Origin of the sequence: Pseudomonas sp. RG1 (assembly GCF_025910115.1) — a bacterium.
GTDB classification, from domain to species: Bacteria; Pseudomonadota; Gammaproteobacteria; order Pseudomonadales; family Pseudomonadaceae; genus Aquipseudomonas; species Aquipseudomonas atacamensis.
Genome location: NZ_JAPCIK010000040.1, coordinates 114,982 through 133,150, shown reverse-complemented (window position 1 = coordinate 133,150; position 18,169 = coordinate 114,982). Strand labels below are relative to the sequence as shown.

Annotated in this window: 17 protein-coding genes; 12 read left to right on the top strand and 5 right to left on the bottom strand. The window is 62.3% G+C overall.

Annotation, left to right across the window (positions count from 1 at the left end; all coding sequences use genetic code 11):
* Nucleotides 1-96: 96 nt before the first annotated feature.
* The 6 genes from kdpF (at nt 97) to OK411_RS20035 (ending at nt 8,275) form a co-directional block, all read left to right on the top strand.
* Complete coding sequence (gene kdpF, locus OK411_RS20060) at nt 97-186, top strand: K(+)-transporting ATPase subunit F (protein ID WP_007899818.1); 90 nt, start codon at nt 97-99, stop codon at nt 184-186.
* Nucleotides 187-194: 8 nt separating this feature from the next.
* Nucleotides 195-1,889: a potassium-transporting ATPase subunit KdpA gene (kdpA, locus tag OK411_RS20055; protein ID WP_024013853.1), complete on the top strand. Its 1,695-nt coding sequence runs from the start codon at nt 195-197 to the stop codon at nt 1,887-1,889.
* A gap of 10 nt (nt 1,890-1,899) precedes the next feature.
* Entirely contained in the window at nt 1,900-3,957 is a 2,058-nt protein-coding gene (gene kdpB / locus OK411_RS20050; RefSeq protein ID WP_122611496.1) for a potassium-transporting ATPase subunit KdpB, read from the top strand.
* Between the two features lie 229 nt (nt 3,958-4,186).
* Complete coding sequence (gene kdpC, locus OK411_RS20045) at nt 4,187-4,732, top strand: potassium-transporting ATPase subunit KdpC (RefSeq protein WP_024013851.1); 546 nt, start codon at nt 4,187-4,189, stop codon at nt 4,730-4,732.
* 144 nt (nt 4,733-4,876) lie between these two features.
* Nucleotides 4,877-7,528: a sensor histidine kinase gene (locus OK411_RS20040; RefSeq protein WP_264365589.1), complete on the top strand. Its 2,652-nt coding sequence runs from the start codon at nt 4,877-4,879 to the stop codon at nt 7,526-7,528.
* A gap of 48 nt (nt 7,529-7,576) precedes the next feature.
* Nucleotides 7,577-8,275: a response regulator gene (locus tag OK411_RS20035; RefSeq protein ID WP_056788412.1), complete on the top strand. Its 699-nt coding sequence runs from the start codon at nt 7,577-7,579 to the stop codon at nt 8,273-8,275.
* Between the two features lie 148 nt (nt 8,276-8,423).
* Here OK411_RS20035 and OK411_RS20030 read toward each other — a convergent pair whose 3' ends face one another.
* Nucleotides 8,424-9,461, bottom strand: coding sequence for a patatin-like phospholipase family protein (locus OK411_RS20030; RefSeq protein WP_039759961.1), 1,038 nt, complete (start codon nt 9,459-9,461; stop codon nt 8,424-8,426).
* A 214-nt stretch (nt 9,462-9,675) separates the two neighbouring features.
* Between OK411_RS20030 and OK411_RS20025 the strand changes: the two genes are divergently transcribed.
* The 3 genes from OK411_RS20025 (at nt 9,676) to OK411_RS20015 (ending at nt 11,852) form a co-directional block, all read left to right on the top strand.
* Nucleotides 9,676-9,954 carry a hypothetical protein gene (locus tag OK411_RS20025; RefSeq protein ID WP_016770894.1) on the top strand — a complete coding sequence of 93 codons (279 nt, stop codon included), beginning with the start codon at nt 9,676-9,678 and terminating at the stop codon, nt 9,952-9,954.
* Nucleotides 9,955-10,059: 105 nt separating this feature from the next.
* The gene (locus OK411_RS20020) at nt 10,060-10,821 is read left to right on the top strand and encodes a CHAD domain-containing protein (RefSeq protein ID WP_264365588.1); all 762 of its coding nucleotides are present in this window, start codon (nt 10,060-10,062) and stop codon (nt 10,819-10,821) included.
* A gap of 236 nt (nt 10,822-11,057) precedes the next feature.
* Entirely contained in the window at nt 11,058-11,852 is a 795-nt protein-coding gene (locus tag OK411_RS20015) for an acyl-CoA thioesterase (protein ID WP_136492984.1), read from the top strand.
* 1 nt (nt 11,853) lies between these two features.
* Here the strand turns inward: OK411_RS20015 and OK411_RS20010 are convergent, their stop codons facing one another.
* The 3 genes from OK411_RS20010 to OK411_RS20000 all read right to left on the bottom strand — a co-directional run bounded on the left by OK411_RS20010 (nt 11,854) and on the right by OK411_RS20000 (nt 14,903).
* A complete protein-coding gene (locus tag OK411_RS20010; RefSeq protein ID WP_064391411.1) occupies nt 11,854-12,219 on the bottom strand; it encodes an Mpo1-like protein in 366 nt (121 codons plus the stop codon).
* Between the two features lie 202 nt (nt 12,220-12,421).
* Nucleotides 12,422-13,903 (bottom strand): methyl-accepting chemotaxis protein, encoded by a 1,482-nt coding sequence (locus OK411_RS20005; RefSeq protein ID WP_217878626.1) that lies wholly within the window; start codon nt 13,901-13,903, stop codon nt 12,422-12,424.
* A 193-nt stretch (nt 13,904-14,096) separates the two neighbouring features.
* A complete protein-coding gene (locus tag OK411_RS20000) occupies nt 14,097-14,903 on the bottom strand; it encodes a TatD family hydrolase (protein WP_264365587.1) in 807 nt (268 codons plus the stop codon).
* A 234-nt stretch (nt 14,904-15,137) separates the two neighbouring features.
* On the opposite strand from OK411_RS20000, the gene OK411_RS19995 reads away from it, so the two are divergent.
* The 3 genes from OK411_RS19995 (at nt 15,138) to OK411_RS19985 (ending at nt 17,665) form a co-directional block, all read left to right on the top strand.
* A complete protein-coding gene (locus tag OK411_RS19995; RefSeq protein WP_264365586.1) occupies nt 15,138-16,559 on the top strand; it encodes a transglycosylase SLT domain-containing protein in 1,422 nt (473 codons plus the stop codon).
* A 113-nt stretch (nt 16,560-16,672) separates the two neighbouring features.
* Complete coding sequence (locus OK411_RS19990) at nt 16,673-17,107, top strand: DoxX family protein (RefSeq protein ID WP_016770887.1); 435 nt, start codon at nt 16,673-16,675, stop codon at nt 17,105-17,107.
* A 249-nt stretch (nt 17,108-17,356) separates the two neighbouring features.
* Nucleotides 17,357-17,665 carry a class I SAM-dependent methyltransferase gene (locus OK411_RS19985; RefSeq protein WP_123443538.1) on the top strand — a complete coding sequence of 103 codons (309 nt, stop codon included), beginning with the start codon at nt 17,357-17,359 and terminating at the stop codon, nt 17,663-17,665.
* A gap of 6 nt (nt 17,666-17,671) precedes the next feature.
* On the opposite strand, the gene greB is transcribed toward OK411_RS19985, so the two are convergent.
* The gene (gene greB, locus OK411_RS19980) at nt 17,672-18,169 is read right to left on the bottom strand and encodes a transcription elongation factor GreB (protein ID WP_071173132.1); all 498 of its coding nucleotides are present in this window, start codon (nt 18,167-18,169) and stop codon (nt 17,672-17,674) included.

Genomic DNA, 18,169 nt, shown 5'->3' with positions numbered 1-18,169 from the left:
TTATGACCCACGCCGCGCCTCGCTCTCGTTCCTTTACAGCCTCCTTCCCGACAATCGCTGCACACACGGCAATACGCCGTTACACGGAGATCTTCCATGAGCGTTCTGGACGGGGTGTCACTGCTGTTGGCAGTGGGGCTGTTCATTTATCTGTTGGTTGCGCTGTTGCGCGCGGACCGGAACTAGGAGCGGCTATGCACAGTTATGACTATTGGCTGATCCTCGGGTTTTTTGCGCTGGTCCTGCTGCCGGCGCCGTTCCTTGGGCGCTTCTATTACAAGGTGATGGAGGGCCAGCGCACCTGGCTGACGCCGATTCTCGGCCCGGTCGAGCGCGGTTGCTATCGTCTTGCCGGGGTCGATGCGCAGGCGGAGCAGAGCTGGCAGAAGTACACGCTGGCGCTGCTGGCGTTCAACCTTGCCGGTTTTCTGCTGCTGTTTGCGATTCTGCTGTTCCAGGATCACCTGCCGCTGAACCCGCAAAACCTGCCGGGCCAGGAATGGACCCAGGCGTTCAACACCGCGGTCAGTTTCATGACCAACACCAACTGGCAGTCCTACAGCGGTGAAGCGACCCTCAGCTACCTGAGCCAGATGGTCGGTCTCACCGTGCAGAACTTCGTCAGCGCCGCCACCGGCCTGGCCGTGCTGGTCGCGCTGTGCCGTGGCATCGGCCGTAAGTCGGCGCAGACCCTCGGCAACTTCTGGGTCGACATGACCCGCGCCACCCTCTATGGCCTGCTGCCGCTGTGCCTGCTGCTGGCGCTGTATCTGGTCTGGCAGGGCGTGCCGCAAACCTTCGCCCAGTATGTAAATGCCGTGACCCTGCAAGGCGTCGATCAGGTGATCCCGCTCGGCCCGGCCGCCAGCCAGATTGCGATCAAGCAGCTGGGCACCAACGGTGGTGGTTTCTTCGGGGTCAACTCGGCGCACCCGTTCGAGAACCCGACCGCGTGGAGCAACCTGTTCGAAGTCGCTTCGATCATCCTGATCCCGGTGGCGCTGGTGTTCACCTTCGGCCATTACGTCAAGGATCTGCGCCAGAGCCGCGCGATCATCGCCTGCATGCTGGCGCTGTTCCTGATCGGCGGTGCGACCTCGCTGTGGGCTGAGTATCAGCCGAATCCGACCCTGAACAATGCCGCCGTCGAGCAGACCGCGCCGCTGGAAGGCAAGGAAGCACGCTTCGGTACTACCGCGACGGTGCTGTGGTCGGTGACTACCACGGCCGCGTCGAACGGCTCGGTCAACGGCATGCACGACAGCCTCAACCCGCTCAGCGGCATGGTCGCGCTGGTCAACATGATGGTCGGCGAAGTGATCTTCGGCGGTGTCGGCGCCGGGCTCTACGGCATGTTGCTCAACGTGCTGATCGCGGTGTTCCTCGCCGGTCTGATGATCGGTCGTACGCCGGAATACCTCGGCAAGAAGCTGCAAGCGCGTGAGGTGCAATTGCTGGTGGTGACGCTGCTGGTGATGCCCGTCGGCGTGCTGGTGCTCGGCGCGATTGCCGCCACGGTTCCCAGCGCTGCGGCAACCATCAGCAACCCCGGCGCGCACGGTTTCAGTCAGTTGCTCTATGCCTACACCTCGGCGAGCGCCAACAACGGTTCGGCATTTGGTGGCCTGGGCGCGAACACGCCGTTCCACAACCTGATGCTCGGCCTGGGCATGTTGATTGGCCGCTTTGGCTACATCCTGCCGGTGCTGGCACTGGCCGGTAGCCTGGCGATGAAGAAAAGCGCACCGGTCGGCCAGAACAGCTTCCCGACTCACGGCCCGCTGTTCGTGACCCTGTTGACCGTGACCATTCTGCTGGTGGGCGGCCTGACGTTCTTGCCGACGCTGGCGCTCGGTCCTGTCGCCGAACATTTAAGTATGGGCTTCTAAGGAATCCATCATGAATATGCCTGCAATCAAACCCGCCGCCGTCAAAGCGCCGGAACAAGCCAAAACCGCGATCTCGGCCCTGTGGCGTCCGGCGCTGGTGCAAGCCTTCGTCAAGCTCGACCCACGGCAACTGGCGCGTTCGCCAGTGATGCTGGTGGTCGAACTGACGGCGATTTTCACCACCGTGCTGTGCTTCCTTCCGGATGCCGACGTGCCGACCTTCGTCGCCGCGCAAATCGCTCTGTGGCTGTGGTTCACCGTGCTGTTCGCCAACTTCGCCGAAGCCTTGGCCGAAGGTCGTGGCAAGGCTCGCGCCGACAGCCTCAAGGCCGGCAGCGAAGGCCTCAGCGCCCGTTGCCGCCAAGCCGATGGCAGCTTCAAGATCGTGCCGGCTGCCAATCTGCGCAAGGGCGACGTGGTGCGAGTCGAAGCCGGGGAGATGATCCCCGGTGACGGCGAAGTCATCGAAGGCATCGCGGCGGTCAACGAAGCGGCGATTACCGGTGAATCGGCGCCGGTGATCCGCGAGTCCGGCGGCGACCGTTCCGCCGTCACCGGCAACACGCGGCTGGTGTCCGACTGGCTGCTGGTGAAGATCACCACCAACCCTGGTGAATCGACCCTCGACCGCATGATCGCCCTGGTCGAAGGCGCCAAGCGTCAGAAGACCCCGAACGAAGTCGCGCTGGATATCCTGCTGATCGGCCTGACCCTGATCTTTCTGCTGGTGGTCGTCACCCTGCAACCGTTCGCGCATTTCGCCAACGGCAGCCTGCCGCTGGTGTTCCTCGTGGCGTTATTGGTCACGCTGATTCCGACCACCATTGGCGGTCTGCTGTCGGCCATCGGTATCGCCGGGATGGATCGTCTGGTGCGCCTGAATGTGATCGCCAAGTCCGGCCGCGCGGTGGAAGCGGCGGGTGACGTGCATGTGCTGTTGCTCGACAAGACCGGCACCATCACCTTCGGCAACCGTCGTTGCAGCGCGGTGTATGCCGCGCCGGGAGTGACCGGCCGTGAGCTGGCCGAAGGCGCGTTGTTCGCCTCGCTGGCCGACGAAACCGCTGAAGGCAAGTCGATCGTCGAGTTCCTCCGTGGCCTGCATCCACAACCGGAGCCGGCCCCGGAAACCCTGACCGCCGTGCCGTTCAGCGCGGAAACCCGCTTGTCCGGCGTCGATTATCAGGGCCGCGTGTATCGCAAAGGTGCGGTGGATTCGCTGCTGGCGTTTCTCGGTCAACAGCGTAGCGATCTGGCCCCGGCGCTGGCGCGGGAAATCGACAAGATCGCCCAAAGTGGCGGCACGCCGTTGCTGGTCTGCGCTGACGGCAAATTGCTTGGCGCGATCCATCTCAAGGACGTGGTCAAACCAGGCATCCGCGAGCGTTTCGCCGAGCTGCGCAAACTGGGGATTCGCACGGTGATGGTCACCGGCGACAACCCGCTGACCGCTGCTGCGATCGCCGCTGAAGCTGGCGTCGATGATGTGCTCGCTGAAGCCACGCCGGAGAAAAAACTCGCGCGCATTCGTCACGAGCAGAACGACGGTCGCCTGGTTGCCATGTGCGGCGACGGCGCCAACGATGCCCCGGCGCTGGCTCAGGCCGACGTCGGCATGGCGATGAACGATGGCACGCAAGCGGCACGTGAAGCGGCGAACATGGTCGACCTCGACAGCGACCCGACCAAGCTGCTCGACGTGGTGCAGATCGGCAAGGAATTGCTCGTGACCCGTGGCGCGCTGACGACCTTTTCCATCGCCAACGACATCGCCAAATACTTCGCGATTCTGCCGGCGCTGTTCGCCTCGATTTACCCGCAGCTGGGCGTGCTGAACATCATGCATCTGAGCAGTCCGCAGAGCGCGATTCTCTCGGCCATTGTCTTCAACGCTTTGATCATCGTTGTGCTGATTCCACTGGCATTGCGCGGCGTGCGCGTGCAAGCAGCAAGTGCGGCGGCGTTGCTGCGGCGCAATCTGCTGATCTATGGCGTCGGCGGGATTGTCGTGCCGTTCGTGGGGATCAAGGTGATCGACATGCTGCTTACGGCGTTGCATCTGGTGTGAGGCTGAAAAGAGCCCCTCACCCTAGCCCTCTCCCGGGGGGAGAGGGGACTGATCGAGGTGTTTGTGCGAGGTTCGCCGACCTGAAATTCCGAGCCGAACTCAGGTCTTGAACAGCATGAAGATCGGCTCCCTTTCTCCCTCGCCCCTTGGGGGAGAGAGCTGGGGTGAGGGGGAAAAGATCTCCCTGACACCCGGCAAAAGTTTGTCCAACGAATTCGAGGATCTTGAAATGTCCACAATGATACGCCCGGCCCTGACCCTGTTAGCGCTGATGACCCTGATCACCGGCGTCGCCTATCCACTCGCGGTCACCGGCATCGCCCAGGTCGCCTTTCCCGACCAAGCCAACGGCAGCCTGATCCACGACGCCGACGGCAAAGTTCGCGGCTCGTCGTTGATTGCTCAGGATTTCAGCGGCGACAACTGGTTCCACCCACGGCCGTCCGCCGGGGCTTTTGCCACGGTCGCCAGCGGCGCCAGCAACCTCGCGCCGAGCAATCCGGCCTTGGCGACCCGCGTAATCGAAGACGCGCAAAAACAACAAGTCGCTGGGCAGGGGCCGGTGCCATTGGCTTTGCTGACCACCTCCGCCAGCGGCCTCGATCCGCACTTGCCACCGGCAGCAATTGCCTATCAACTGGCGCGTGTCGCGGCGGCGCGCAACCTGCCGGTGTCGACCTTGCAGCAATTGCTCGATAAGCACATCGAACAGCCGCTGGTTGGGCCGCCGGTGGTGAATGTGCTGGAGCTGAACCTGGCACTGCAAAATCTGTAATTCAGTTGATACCGATCGTTCCCACGCTCTGCGTGGGAATGCATCAATAGACGCTCTGCGTCTGCTTTTATGGGACGCAGAGCGTCCCGGTCTGCATTCCCACGCAGAGCGTGGGAACGATCATCAGGAAGAGAGACATCAAGCATGAGCGACTCCGGCCGCGCCGACGCATTATTAGCAGACCTGCCCCGCGATGGCCGTGGCCGGCTCAAGGTTTTCCTCGGCGCAGCCCCCGGGGTCGGCAAGACCTACGCCATGCTCCAGGCGGCGCACACGCAACTGCGCCAAGGCGTGAAGGTCATCGCCGGCGTGGTCGAAACCCATGGCCGCGCCGAAACCGAAGCCTTGCTCGGCGGCCTGCCGCAGCAACCACTGGTGCGCAGCGAATACCGTGGCGTGCTGCTTGAGGAAATGGACCTCGACGGCATTCTCGCGGCCAAGCCGAAGCTTGTGCTGGTGGATGAACTGGCCCACAGCAACGCCCCCGGCAGCCGTCACGCCAAGCGCTGGCAAGACATTCAGGAACTGCTCTCCGCCGGCATCGACGTGTTCACCACGGTCAACGTCCAGCACCTGGAAAGCCTCAACGATCAGGTGCGCGGTATCACCGGCGTACAGGTGCGCGAGACCCTGCCGGACTGGGTCCTGCAGGAAGCTTTCGAGCTGCTGCTGATTGACCTGCCGCCGCGTGAATTGCTTGAGCGTCTGCGCGAAGGCAAGGTCTACGTGCCGGAACAGGCCCGCGCCGCCATCGATGCGTTTTTCACCCAGACCAATCTCACCGCACTGCGCGAACTGGCAATGCAGACCGCTGCCGCGCAGGTCGACAACGATCTCGCCCAGGGCTATCGCCAACTCGGCCAGGCCGCGCCGGCGGTGCGCGGGCGTTTGCTGGTCGGTATTGATGGCGATGCGCAGGCCGAGCGGCTGGTGCGTCACGCCAGCCGCGTCGCCCAGCGCCGGCATCTGCCGTGGAGTCTGGTGCATGTCGACAACGGCAGTGCGCGGGATGAGCAATCGCGGTTGCGCCTGCAAAGCGCCCAGCAACTGGCCGAACGCCTCGGTGGCGAAGTGGTGCTGTTGCGGGCGGGCGAAGTGGCGAAAACCCTGATTCAACACGCCGCGGAACGCCGCGCCAGTCTGTTGCTGGTCGGCCAGTCGCGGCCACGGTTGCGCCGTAGAGTGTTCGGCGGTGGCCTGGCGGCGCGCCTGCTGCGTCAGGCGCACGGTCTGGAAATCAACGTGCTCGACAGTGACCACGAGCAGCACCAACCGCGCCCGCGTAATTCATTCACACTGGTGTGGTTCGACTACGCGCTGGCGCTGGTCGCGACGTTGTTGGCCACGGCCTTGGCCTGGGCGGTATCGAGTGTGTTGCCGTTGCCGAACATCTCCTTGGTGTTTCTCGCGGCGGTGTTGCTGGTGGCGGTGCGCAGTAGCCTCGGCCCGGCGCTGGCCTGTGCGGCGTTGTCGTTTCTCACCTACGATTTTCTGTTTATCCCGCCGAATTTCTCTTTCAGCATTCAGCGCGAAGAAGACGTGCTGACGCTGCTGTTCTTCCTGTTGATGGCGGCGCTCACCGGCAACCTTGCGGCGCGTCAGCGGCGGCAGTTGCAGGCTTTGCGCGATACCCAGGAAGAGACCAGCGAACTGCTCGACCTGTCGCGCAAACTCACCGCCGCGACCGACCGCCAAGCCGTGATCAGCGCTGCCGCGCAACACCTCGAAGGCTGGAGCGATCTGCAATTGTGCTTGCTCAACCGCGACGGCCAGGGCGGCTGGAAAGTCGAAACCGGCGGGCCACTGCAATTTACCGAGGCCGAACGCGCCGCCGCCGATTGGGCCTGGCAACACGATCAACCGGCGGGCAAGGGCACCGGTACCTTGCCGCTGGGCCGTTGGTGGTGGTGGCCGTTGTCGGTCGAGGACGGGCCGCTGGCGTTGCTCGGTGTTTGCGCCAAGGAAGGCCAGAGCTTGAGCGGTCAGCGCCGACGCTTGCTCACTGCGCTGAGCCAGCCTTTGGCGCAAGCCCTGGCCCGCGCGCAATTGGCCGATGACCTCGAAGCGGCGCGTCTGCACGGCGAAACCGAACAGTTGCGCAGCGCCTTGCTGGCCTCGGTGTCCCACGATTTGCGCACGCCGCTGACGGCCATGCGCGGCAGCATCGACAGCCTGTTGGCCCTCGGCGAAGCGATTCCGCTGGAGGATCGCCGCGAGCTGCTCGAAGGCACCCGCGATGAGGCCGAACGCCTCGACCGCTACATTCAGAACCTGCTCGACATGACCCGCCTCGGCCACGGCGCCTTGAAGCTGGCGCGCGACTGGGTATCGCCGGCCGATATCGTCGGCAGTTCGCTCAATCGCCTGCGCGCCGTGCTGGCGCCGCTGCAGGTCAGCACCGAAGTGCCGGCCGAGTTGCCGTTGCTGTATGTGCACGCGGCGCTGATCGAGCAGGCGCTGGTTAACGTGCTGGAGAACGCCGCGCGATTTTCGCCCAGCCACGGTCGCCTGCAACTGCGCGCCGGCGCCGATGAGCAGGAGATTTTCTTTTCGGTCAGCGACGAAGGCCCGGGGATCCCTGAAGAGGACCGAGCGAAGATTTTCGACATGTTCTACACCGCCGCGCGCGGTGATCGCGGCGGGCAGGGCACGGGGTTGGGGCTGGCGATCTGTCAGGGCATGGTCGGCGCGCACGGCGGGCGTATCTCCGTGGCTGACGGCATCGACGGGCGTGGCACCTGCATCACCTTGCATCTGCCGTTGCAGGCGCAACCGGGGATGGACGGTGAAGCTTGAAGTCGACTGCGCTACTCTCTTGCCAATCTATTGTGTTGATGTGAATTCATGAGCCAGACCGCGACTATTTTGGTCATCGACGACGAACCGCAGATCCGCAAATTCCTGCGCATCAGCCTCGCTTCACAAGGCTACAAAGTGCTCGAAGCCGGCACCGGCGCTGAAGGCCTGGCGCAAGCTGCGCTGAGCAAACCGGACTTGGTGGTGCTTGATCTCGGCCTGCCGGACATGGACGGTCAGCAGGTCCTGCGCGAACTGCGCGAGTGGGCGACCACGCCAGTGCTGGTGCTGTCGGTGCGCGCCAGTGAAGGGCAGAAGGTCGAAGCGCTGGATGGCGGCGCCAATGACTACGTGACCAAGCCGTTCGGCATTCAGGAATTTCTCGCCCGAGTCCGCGCGTTGTTGCGTCAGGCACCGGCGGGGGAGGCGCAGCCGGCGGCGCTGAGTTTCGGCCCGTTGACCGTGGATCTGGCCTATCGACGCGTGCTGCTCGACGGCGCCGAAGTCGCCCTGACCCGCAAGGAATACGCCGTGCTCGCGCAATTGGCGCGGCATCCGGGGCGGGTGATCACCCAGCAGCAATTGCTCAAGGATATCTGGGGACCGACGCACACCGAGGACAGTCATTACCTGCGCATCGTGGTCGGGCATCTTCGGCAGAAACTGGCGGATGACCCGACCCGGCCGCGGTTTATCGTGACTGAGGCGGGGGTTGGGTATCGGTTGTTGAGTGCTGATGGGTTGTAGTTTTGTGTTGTATGGTCGGGCGCCATCGCGGGCAAGCCCGCTCCCACAGTGAGCTATGTATCACCCAGATTTCATCCCCCCCGAGAACCCTGTGGGAGCGGGCTTGCCCGCGATGAGGCCGGAACATTCACCCACAGCCTTCAGGTAATTAACCCTGCTCCTGCTCATACCGATCCAGCGTATCACTGGCAATTTCCCGCCCGAGGGCGATCAACTCCGGCGCCTTGTAGAACTCGAAAAACCGGCACACCCGCTTCGGCACGTTGATCAGGATATCCGGCGGATACCCGGCGATCTTGTACTGCGCCAGTGAGGTCTGCATCACCTCGAAACTCTGGTTGATCAAATCCAGCAGCGACGCCGGCCCGACGTTATCGATGATGAACGAACCGGTGGCGGATTTCGGCGCGCCTTCGCGTTCCGGGGCGGCGGCCGGTTGCTGGCTTTCCGGTTCGACGCCCTCGAGCCACGGATTGATCTCCGCCGCCTCGGCGCGCAAGGCTTCCTGTTCCAGCTTCAACAATTGCTCGGCCTGTTTACGGCGGAATGGCAACTTCGAACCCATGGATTTGATCAGGCTGTCGAAGCGCGAACGAAACGCTGCAGGCCGCTCGATCACCGGCAATTTGTACTGGCGCTGATTGGTGGCGTTGAGGTTGACCGCGATGATCAGGTCGCAATGGCTCGATACCACCGGAACGATCGGCAACGGATTGAGAATGCCGCCGTCGACCAGCATGCGGTTGCCCTGCATCACCGGGGTAAACAGGCTGGGAATCGCCGCCGAGGCGCGCATGGCCTGATGCAGGCAGCCTTCCTGAAACCAGATTTCCTGCTGGTTGGTCAGATCGGCGGCGACGGCGGTGTAGGGGATGCGCAGGTCTTCGATGTTGATCTCGCCGACGATCTTGCGAATCTGCCCGAAGACCTTTTCACCGCGAATCGCGCCGAGACGGAAACTCACATCGACCAGGCGCAGCACGTCAAGGTAATCGAGGCTTTCGATCCAGCGCCGGTACTCATCCAGTTTGCCGGCGGCATAGATCCCGCCGACCACCGCGCCCATCGAACAACCGGCAATGCAGGCGATGTCGTAGCCGCGTTTTTCAATTTCTTCGATAACGCCGATATGGGCATAGCCCCGGGCGCCACCGGAGCCCAGCACCAGTGCGACACGCTTTTTCATCAAACTTCCTCCCGACAAGCCTGCACAATGCACGCATCGGCCAAGCGGCTCAATCGCCAAGGTCGTTGCGCGAAGCGGTGACGTCGTTTTTCGTTCGCGGCGCACGCTTGCGCGCTATGCTCTGCGCCACGTGGTTTGCCCGGTCAGCGAGGCACTTTTTCGCCGCTTGGCCGTCTTACCTGCACGACTGTTGACCTACCTTGAGGTGTGATTGATGAAAGCCTGGATCTGTGTACCGTTGATGGCTTTGGTTCTGGCCGGTTGCGCCGGCAAAACCGCGTACCGCGACAGCTGCGGCAGCCAACTCGACGCGGCCTGGCACGAACTGGACCTGGCCAAGGCTGAAGGCTTCGCCGGCACCGTCAGCTATTCCAAAGCGCTGTCGCTGCTGACCGCCGCCAAGACCCAGCAACAATTCGAAGGCTTTGAAGGCTGCAGCAAGAAAGCCGAAAAAGCCCGCTTCTACATCCGCGAATCCCGCGCAGGACGTTAAAAAAGCAGCTGCAAGTTTCAAGCTGCAAGCGGCAAGCTCAAAGCGACCCCATTCAGCTTGAAGCTTGTAGCTAGAAGCTTGCAGCTGTCTACGGAGTAGACCCCCATGATCGATCGCTTGGTGGCTCATGTTTTGAGCCTGGATGTGCGGCTGCTGGCATGTCAGGCGCGCTTGACTGCGCGCACTGATCTCGAGGCGCTGCATGATTTGCGCACTACGGTGCGGCGCTTGCGCAGTCTGTTGCGGCCGTTGCGCGGCTTGCCGGGAGTCGAGCAACTGGAGGCGGCGGCTTCGGCAGTGGGTGATCTGACCACGCCGTGGCGTGATCGCGAAGTGTTGGCGGCGTATCTGCTCGAGCATGAACAACCCGAGGCTGCGCAGCGGCGTCTGGCGCAAATGGCCGAGGCGTATCCGGCGCTGGCGGCGAGTGCGGAACTGGCTTCGTTGCTGATGATTCTCGACGCATTTCCACGGTTTCTGCGCGCGTCCGAGCGTCAGGGCTTACTCAAGGATCTGGGTAAACGCATTGAAAAACGCTTGGGCAAACAATGGCAGAAACTCGACGAAGCGCTGCACGATCCCGCCCATGACCGCCATCGTCTGCGCCTGCTGATCAAGCGCGTGCGCTATGGCATCGAAGCCTATCCCGAGCTGGATCGCTTGCCGAAACCGGCTTACAAACGCCTGAAATCGGCGCAAGGCGCACTGGGCGACTGGCACGATTGCTGGCAATGGCTGGCCCGCGCCGAGCAGGAAGCCGATCTGCAACCGTGCGTGGCCACCTGGCAGGCCGGGTTGATCAAGGCAGAGCTGAAGGCCGATCAAGTGCTGGAAAAGCTCAGCGCTACGTGTTTCAAACACTCCTGAAGATGGCTCTGTTCCCCTGTGGGAGCGAGCCTGCTCGCGAAGGGGCCGTGTCAGTCGCAATCGTTGTCGACTGATCGACCGCTTTCGCGAGCAGGCTCGCTCCCACAAGGTGATTTGTCGCTTGAAGGAATCGGGCCAAGGCCTATCTGTCAGCCCATTTGACCGGAATAGACGCTGCGCCGCCGCCCGGGGCTGGGTAAGATCCGCGCATTCCTTTCTCGTTTTCCGAGGTTGCCATGCGCTTTTGCGATCTGCTCGATGCTGTCCGCCAACAACCTGAAGTAATCATCCCCGCCGAATGGGGGCAGGGCCGTGCGAGTTTTGGCGGGCTGGTGGCCGCGCTGCAATTTGAAGCCATGCGCGCCAGGGTGCCGACGGAGCGCCCCGTGCGTTCGCTGGCGATTACCTTTGTCGGCCCGGTCGAGCCGGAGGTGCCGGTGAGTTTCGAAGTCGATGTGCTGCGTGAAGGCAAAGCCGTCAGCCAGGTGTTGGGCCGCGCCATGCAGAATGGTCAGGTGGTGACGATCATTCAGGGCAGCTTCGGTGCCTCGCGGCCTTCGGAAGTCGCCGTCGAAGCCTACCCGGCGCCCACCATGAAACACTGGGACGAATGCCAGGAGCTGCCATACATCAAAGGCGTGACCCCGGAATTCATGCGCCATCTGGCGATGCGCTGGAGCGTCGGCGGCATTCCGTTCTCCAACACGCCATCACGCTTGATGGGCGGCTGGGTGCGGTTGCGTGGGGATGTCAAAGAGGAGCCGGTCAACGAGGCGCATCTGCTGGCGCTGGTGGATGCCTGGCCGCCGGCGCTGTTGCCGTATCTGAAGAAACCGGCGCCGGGTAGCACGCTGACCTGGACCATCGAATTCGTGCAGCCGTTACACGACTTGAGCACGCTGGACTGGTGCCAATACCTGGCCGATATCGAATACGCAGCCGACGGCTACGGCCATGTCGCCGCGAAGTTGTGGAGTGCGAAGGGAGAGTTGATTGCCATGAGTCGGCAGACCGTGACGATCTTCGCCTGACTCAATGCCGACGGTGGCGCTCACGCCAGGCGCGCCACCAGCCACCGCTGAGAAAGAAACGTGGAAAGGTCAGAAACTGCTCGACCAGCAAACGTGACACGGCATCTTTGCGATCACTGAACGGCTCGGAGGCTTGCGCCTCCAGGCGGTGGCCGTGGCGCTGCAGACCCAGCGCCGCGACGATACCGATCACGCCGATGGCGACGCTGGCCAGGCTCAGGCTGAACACCCCCGACACGATCAGCAGAAACGCCACGATGAACAGCGGCACGGCAATCAGGTGCAGGACCAGATTGGTCGGATGCTGATGGTTGCCCGGGTAGGCGCGCCATTGCCACGCGGGAAGGTTGGGGTGACGTTTGCCCATGTTTGCTACTCCTCGATCCATGTTGAACACATGCTTGAAGAATAGGCCCGGGCGCGGAGGGCGGCGAATCAAGGTTGGCTATTGAAGTGATAGCCGTCATCGCAGGATTCGATGTAGATGCCTCTGACGCCTTCGCGAGCAGGCTCGCTCCCACATTGATTCAATGGTGCATGTGGGAGCGAGCCTGCTCGCGAAAGCGGACTCACAATTTCAACTGACCTATCGCCTTGTTCAACTCTCCGGCCAACGTCGCCAGCTCATTACTGGTCGTCGCCGAATCCACCGTCTGCTGCACGGTGTTCTCGGTCACGTCACGAATACTCACCACCGCCCGGTTCATCTCCTCGGCAACCTGACTCTGCTGTTCCGCCGCCACGGCAATCTGCGTGTTGCTTTCGCGCATCTGCGCCACCGCTCCGGTGATTTCCGCCAGCGCCGCGCCAGCCTCCTGCGCCTGCTGCACGCAGTCGTCGGCCTTGTACGAACTCTCCTGCATGAAATCCACCGCATCGCGGGTGCCGGCCTGCAACGCGGCGATCATGCCGGTGATCTCGTCGGTGGACGCCTGCACGCGCTTGGCGAGGTTGCGCACTTCATCGGCGACCACGGCAAAGCCGCGCCCCATCTCCCCGGCGCGGGCCGCTTCGATCGCCGCGTTGAGCGCGAGCAGGTTGGTCTGTTCGGCAATGCTGTGAATCACGCTGACCACGCCGTTGATCTTCTGACTGTCCTCGGCCAGGCGTTGAATCATTTCTGCCGTCTGCTGCACGCCGCTGGACAGTCCGGCAATCGACTGCTGCACCCGCGCCACCACCTGCTGACCGCTGCCGGCGAGGCCATCGGCGGTTTTCGATAGATCGCGGGTGGCGCCGGCGTGTTGCGCGATGTGATAAACGGTGGCGGTCATTTCGTTGATCGCGGTGGCAGCCTGATCGGTTTCGCTTTGCTGGCCGAGCATGCCGTGGCGCACATCATTCATGCTCGAGGCCAGCCGCGCAGCGCCGTCATCCAGTTGTCGCGCGGTGCTGGCAACGGTGGTTACGACGCGTTGATAACCGGCCTGCATGGCGTTGAAGGCATTGGCCATCTGCCCGACTTCGTCCTTGCCCACCAGCGGCACACGAGCAGAAAGATCGCCGGTTTTTTCAACGTGCAGCATCACGTCTTTCAACGTGTTGAGCTGGCTGAGCAGAAAGCGGATCAACAGTTGCGAGGCGCCGAGCATCGCCAGCATCAGGACGAAGACCGCCAGCGCATAGTTGGCGAAACGCTCGCTGAACACCTGGCTCAGGCTCGGGGCATAGGCGATGACCGCCACTTGCTCACCGTCGGCACGGCTGAACACTTCGGCGCCCAGCAACGGGTCGTCACCGAACAGTGGCATTTCATTGATGGCGTTCCAACCGTTGCTGCCGCTGATTTCCAGCAGCGGTTGATCATTGAGACGCGGCGCTTCACCGCGCTTGAAGGTCAGCACCTGAGCGGACTTGGGCACCGGTTGCCCGAGCGGCCAGGCTTTGAGCAACTGCGCCTGCGCCTGCGCGGACACCTGCGCGGCATGGTTGCGGGCCTGTTGTTCGAGGTGCACGGCGTACAAAACCAACAGCAGGGTGGTGACAAAGGCGACCGCGTTGACCGCCCAGAATTTGTATTTCAGCGAGATGTTGCTAAGCCAGGCACCCATGGAGGTCTTCTCTGATAGCGGAAACAGTTTTGGCAAGGTGCCATTATTGTGCCGCTATGCAGATTCGGGAGTTTTGATATGAATCAACAGATGCCGAGATCTATTGTGGGAGCGAGCCTGCTCGCGAAAGCGCTGCGTCCTTCAGCCCATTTGTAGCTGATCCACCGCCTTCGCGAGCAGGGGACGTGTGCAGTCAGATGAGAATGGGGAGTTTAAAAAACGCCCGGGCACACGCGGTGGTATGTGCGGCCAGCGCTTCCTCGGTCTCGCCGCGATGCAACGCCACTTCGCGCAGCACTTCGGTCAGATACGCCGGTTCGTTGCGGCCGTTTTTCGGCTTCGGCCGCAACGTGCGCGGCAGCAGATATGGCGCATCGCTTTCCAGCATCAGCCGCCCCGGTTTGATCTCTTTGACCAATGGATGCAGATGCGTGCCCCGGCGTTCGTCGCAGATCCAGCCGGTGATGCCGATGTGCAGATCCAGATCGAGGTAGCTGAACAGGGCTTTCTGCTCGCCAGTGAAGCAATGCACCACCGCCGCCGGCAGTTGATCACGGAAGTCCTTGAGGATCTCCAGCAGGCGCTGACTGGCATCGCGCTCGTGCAGGAACACCGGCAATTGCAGCTCGACGGCCAGCGCCAGATGTTCTTCCAGTACCTTTTCCTGTTGCGGGCGCGGGGAGAAATCGCGGTTGAAATCCAGCCCGCATTCGCCCACCGCGACGACACTGGATTCGTTCAGCAGACTGCGCAGGCGACGAGCACTGTCAGTGTTCCAGTCGCTGGCCGAATGCGGGTGAATACCGGCGGTGGCGAACAGCCGTTGGCCGCTTTCATCCAGTTGCTGGCACAGTTCCAGCGCCTGCTCGCTGCCCTCGACGCTGGTGCCGGTCAGCACCAGTTGGCAGACGCCGGCGGCGTAGGCGCGGTCGAGCACGGCCTGGTGTTTGTCGGCGAAACTGGGGTTGGTCAGGTTGACGCCGATATCGATGAGTTGCATGGTGCTACCTCGGGCCGAAGGCCGGAAAGCATAACAGAGCTGTAGATTTATAAGAAAAGCCAAGAACTACAAAGACTTATGGCTGTCTGTTGAGGCCGCGACGAACTCCGGGGTGGCGACGATGCCATCACTGTGCCAGTCTCTCGCACTTTGCCAGCGCTCAGAGCGCTCTGTTTTCGTCGGTGATGTCGTCTCTTTTGCGACGAATAGCCCCGTATTCTTTTCGGAGAGTGGATGCATCGTCCCTCGGTTCTGCTGCTGTTGTGTGCTGCGCTACTGCTGCCGATGACGGCGGTCGCGCGCCTGCCCGGGCCGCTGCAAGCCGTGCCGGCGAGCAAGGTGCGCGACCTCTCGGAAATCCGCAGCAGCCGCGTGTTGCGGGTGCTGGTCAATCAGAGCCGCAACAGCTCCGGCGAAGTCCAGGGCCAGGCCATCGGTGTCGAGTACCACCGACTGCGCGCGTTCGAGCAATACCTCAATGGCCATGCTCGCGACGGCCAGGAAGTCACCCTCAAGATCATTCCCAAAGCCAAGGATCAATTGCTCGGCGCCTTGCAGCGCGGCGAAGGCGATATGGTCGCGCCCGGTGAATTGCTCGATCTGCCTTCTGGCTACGCGGTCGCCAGCAGTGAGCCAATTGCCAGCAACGTGCCGCTGGTGCTGGTCGGCATCAAGGGCCAGCGCCGTTACACCAAGGTCGAGCAACTGTCCGGCAAAACCCTGGCGCTGCCCACCGGTAGTGCGGCGGGGGAGGTGGTCAGTCAGCTCAACCAGAAACTGGCGCTGCACAAACTGGCGCCGATCAATATCGAGTGGGTCGATCCGACGCTGGCGGTGGAGGATGTGCTGGAGATGGTTCAGGCCGGGATTTTCCACCTGACCATCGTCGAGCAACCGATTGCCGAGCGTTGGGGCAAGATCCTGCCGAAGCTGCGTCTCGATCGGCAACTGAGCCTCGGCGAGCCGGGCGAAGAACATTGGTTCGTGCGGCGCGATGCGTCGATGTTGCGCGCGAGCATCGATCGCTTCCTCACCGGTTACAAGAAACCGTCGGACGAAGACGCGGCGTTTCTGCGCATCTATCGACGCCTGTATCAAGTACACAATCCGCTGGCCAAAGCCGATCGCCAGCGTCTGGAAAAACTCCGTCCGACCCTGCAGAAGCATGCCGACGCACAAAACATGGACTGGCTTAACCTGGCGGCGCTGGCGTTCAAGGAATCCCGTCTGCAGCCCAACGCTCGCAGCGGCAGCGGTCCGACCGGGCTGATGCAGATCACCCCGTCCGCCGCGCAGCGGGTCGGCGTGAGCAATATCCAGAATCTCGATGCGAATGTGCAGGCCGGCGCCAAGTACCTGGCGATGATCCGCCGCAAGTTCTTCAGCAGCCCGAAACTCAACGAGCGTGAGCGCATGGCTTTCACCCTCGCCGCGTACAACATCGGCCCCGAGCGCGTGCAGGGTATGCGCGCCGAAGCCCGCCGCCGTGGCCTCAATCCCAACCAGTGGTTCTTCCAGGTCGAGCGCATCGCCATGGAGCAGGTGGGGATGGGCGCCGTCAGCTATGTTAATAGCGTGAACAAGTATTACCTGGCATTCGACCGGGAGCGAGAGTCGCTCGAGCCCCGCCAGCAGAAAGTGGTCACACGGAAGTAATCTAACAATTCGATTGTTATGGCGAAATTTTTGCGCTTTAAACATGAAATAAACTGATTAATATAGCGACCAACCCAAACAAACAAACACTTCTGCACAACAAGGAATGCACCATGAGCTCTCTGATCAACAAGGTTCTGTTCACCCGCGCCGGTTACGGCCTGACTGTCCTGCGCATTGCTGTCGGCGTGATCTTCGCCGCCCACGGTTCGCAGAAACTCTTTGGTCTGTTCGGTGGTTACGGCCTGGCCGGCACCGCACAATGGATGGAAAGCATTGGCCTGACCCCCGGCTACCTGATGGCCTCGCTGGCTGGCGGTACCGAGTTCTTCGCCGGTCTGGCGCTGATCATCGGCCTGCTGGCACGCCCGGCGGCACTCGGTCTGGCGTTCCTCTCGCTGGTGGCGATCTTCTCGGTGCACATCGGTAACGGTCTGTTCATGGCCAACAACGGTTACGAGTTCGCCCTGGCTTTGTTGGCCGGCAGCATTGCGGTCCTGATCGAAGGCGCGGGCAAGCTCTCGGCGGATCGCGCCATCGCCGGTTGAAGGCTCTGGCTCAAGGCAAAGGCCCGCATTGCGCGGGCTTTTTTTTGTTGCGGGGGATTCTTGACACTGGTCGGTCACGTTCTCTAGGATGTTGCCCATGCGCCGATTTAAACAGCTACTTGCGGGGCGCCAGGTGATTTCTACAGTTACCGTCAGAAGCCGGAACAGGGCTTCGAAATACCGCTAAAGCGCTGGTTCGGTGTTGCCTCTCACCTGCCATGCAGACTTTTGAGGCAGAGACACGACACGATGAACGCACTACGCCCTCCAGCACGTCCCGCGCCGATCACGGCACATGTCACCCAGCACAACCCGAAAATCCTTCTTGGCGGCAAACACCAGCCGACGCTGTTGCGTTATCTCGATGGCTGGCCACGTCGCAGCGGCGGTCCTGCCGCGTTCCTGATCCAGTTTGTCGATGACGGCGAGTCGCTGGCGCGTTTCGCTACGGACAGCTTCGATCTGGCGGTGATTCAGGCGCCGAGCGCAGAAGATGCGCCGGAGATGATCAAGCAACTGACCCGCGTTGCACGGCAGGGCCTGATCACTCGGCGCTGATCAGTCTTACGGGTATTCAATCGCAACGATGTAAACGAACTGCTCGCCGGTCGGCGTCTGCACCCGCACTTCCGCGTCGAGTGCCTTGCCGATCAGCGCGCGGGCGAGCGGCGAGTCGATGCTGATCAAACCCTGTTTGAGGTCCAGTTCATCGGGGCCGACGATGCGGTAGCGCGACTGCTTGCCGTCCTCGTCTTCGATGGTTACCCAGGCGCCGAAATAGACTTTGTTCGGGTCGCTGGGTTTTTCGCTGACCACCTTGAGCGCTTCCAGGCGTTTGGTGAGAAAACGCACGCGGCTGTCGATTTCCCGCAGCATCTTCTTGCCGTAGGTGTACTCGGCGTTTTCCGAACGATCGCCTTGCGCCGCCGCTTCACTCACCGCCTGGGTGACCTGGGGGCGACGCACATGCCACAACTCATGGAATTCGGCGCGCATCCGCGCTTCACCCTCGGGGGTGATCAGCGCGGTGCCGGCGGTGCGGGGAGGGCGATAACGGCTCAT

Coding starts and splice junctions, on each gene's coding strand:
- OK411_RS20040 (WP_264365589.1), top strand. CDS start 4,877: ATGAGCGACTCCGGCCGCGCCGACGCATTATTAGCAGACCTGCCCCGC.
- OK411_RS20030 (WP_039759961.1), bottom strand. CDS start 9,461: ATGAAAAAGCGTGTCGCACTGGTGCTGGGCTCCGGTGGCGCCCGGGGC.
- OK411_RS20035 (WP_056788412.1), top strand. CDS start 7,577: ATGAGCCAGACCGCGACTATTTTGGTCATCGACGACGAACCGCAGATC.
- OK411_RS20015 (WP_136492984.1), top strand. CDS start 11,058: ATGCGCTTTTGCGATCTGCTCGATGCTGTCCGCCAACAACCTGAAGTA.
- OK411_RS20010 (WP_064391411.1), bottom strand. CDS start 12,219: ATGGGCAAACGTCACCCCAACCTTCCCGCGTGGCAATGGCGCGCCTAC.
- OK411_RS19995 (WP_264365586.1), top strand. CDS start 15,138: ATGCATCGTCCCTCGGTTCTGCTGCTGTTGTGTGCTGCGCTACTGCTG.
- kdpA (WP_024013853.1), top strand. CDS start 195: ATGCACAGTTATGACTATTGGCTGATCCTCGGGTTTTTTGCGCTGGTC.
- OK411_RS19990 (WP_016770887.1), top strand. CDS start 16,673: ATGAGCTCTCTGATCAACAAGGTTCTGTTCACCCGCGCCGGTTACGGC.
- OK411_RS20025 (WP_016770894.1), top strand. CDS start 9,676: ATGAAAGCCTGGATCTGTGTACCGTTGATGGCTTTGGTTCTGGCCGGT.
- OK411_RS20020 (WP_264365588.1), top strand. CDS start 10,060: ATGATCGATCGCTTGGTGGCTCATGTTTTGAGCCTGGATGTGCGGCTG.
- OK411_RS20005 (WP_217878626.1), bottom strand. CDS start 13,903: ATGGGTGCCTGGCTTAGCAACATCTCGCTGAAATACAAATTCTGGGCG.
- OK411_RS20000 (WP_264365587.1), bottom strand. CDS start 14,903: ATGCAACTCATCGATATCGGCGTCAACCTGACCAACCCCAGTTTCGCC.
- kdpF (WP_007899818.1), top strand. CDS start 97: ATGAGCGTTCTGGACGGGGTGTCACTGCTGTTGGCAGTGGGGCTGTTC.
- kdpB (WP_122611496.1), top strand. CDS start 1,900: ATGAATATGCCTGCAATCAAACCCGCCGCCGTCAAAGCGCCGGAACAA.
- OK411_RS19985 (WP_123443538.1), top strand. CDS start 17,357: ATGAACGCACTACGCCCTCCAGCACGTCCCGCGCCGATCACGGCACAT.
- greB (WP_071173132.1), bottom strand. CDS start 18,169: ATGAGCCGTTATCGCCCTCCCCGCACCGCCGGCACCGCGCTGATCACC.
- kdpC (WP_024013851.1), top strand. CDS start 4,187: ATGTCCACAATGATACGCCCGGCCCTGACCCTGTTAGCGCTGATGACC.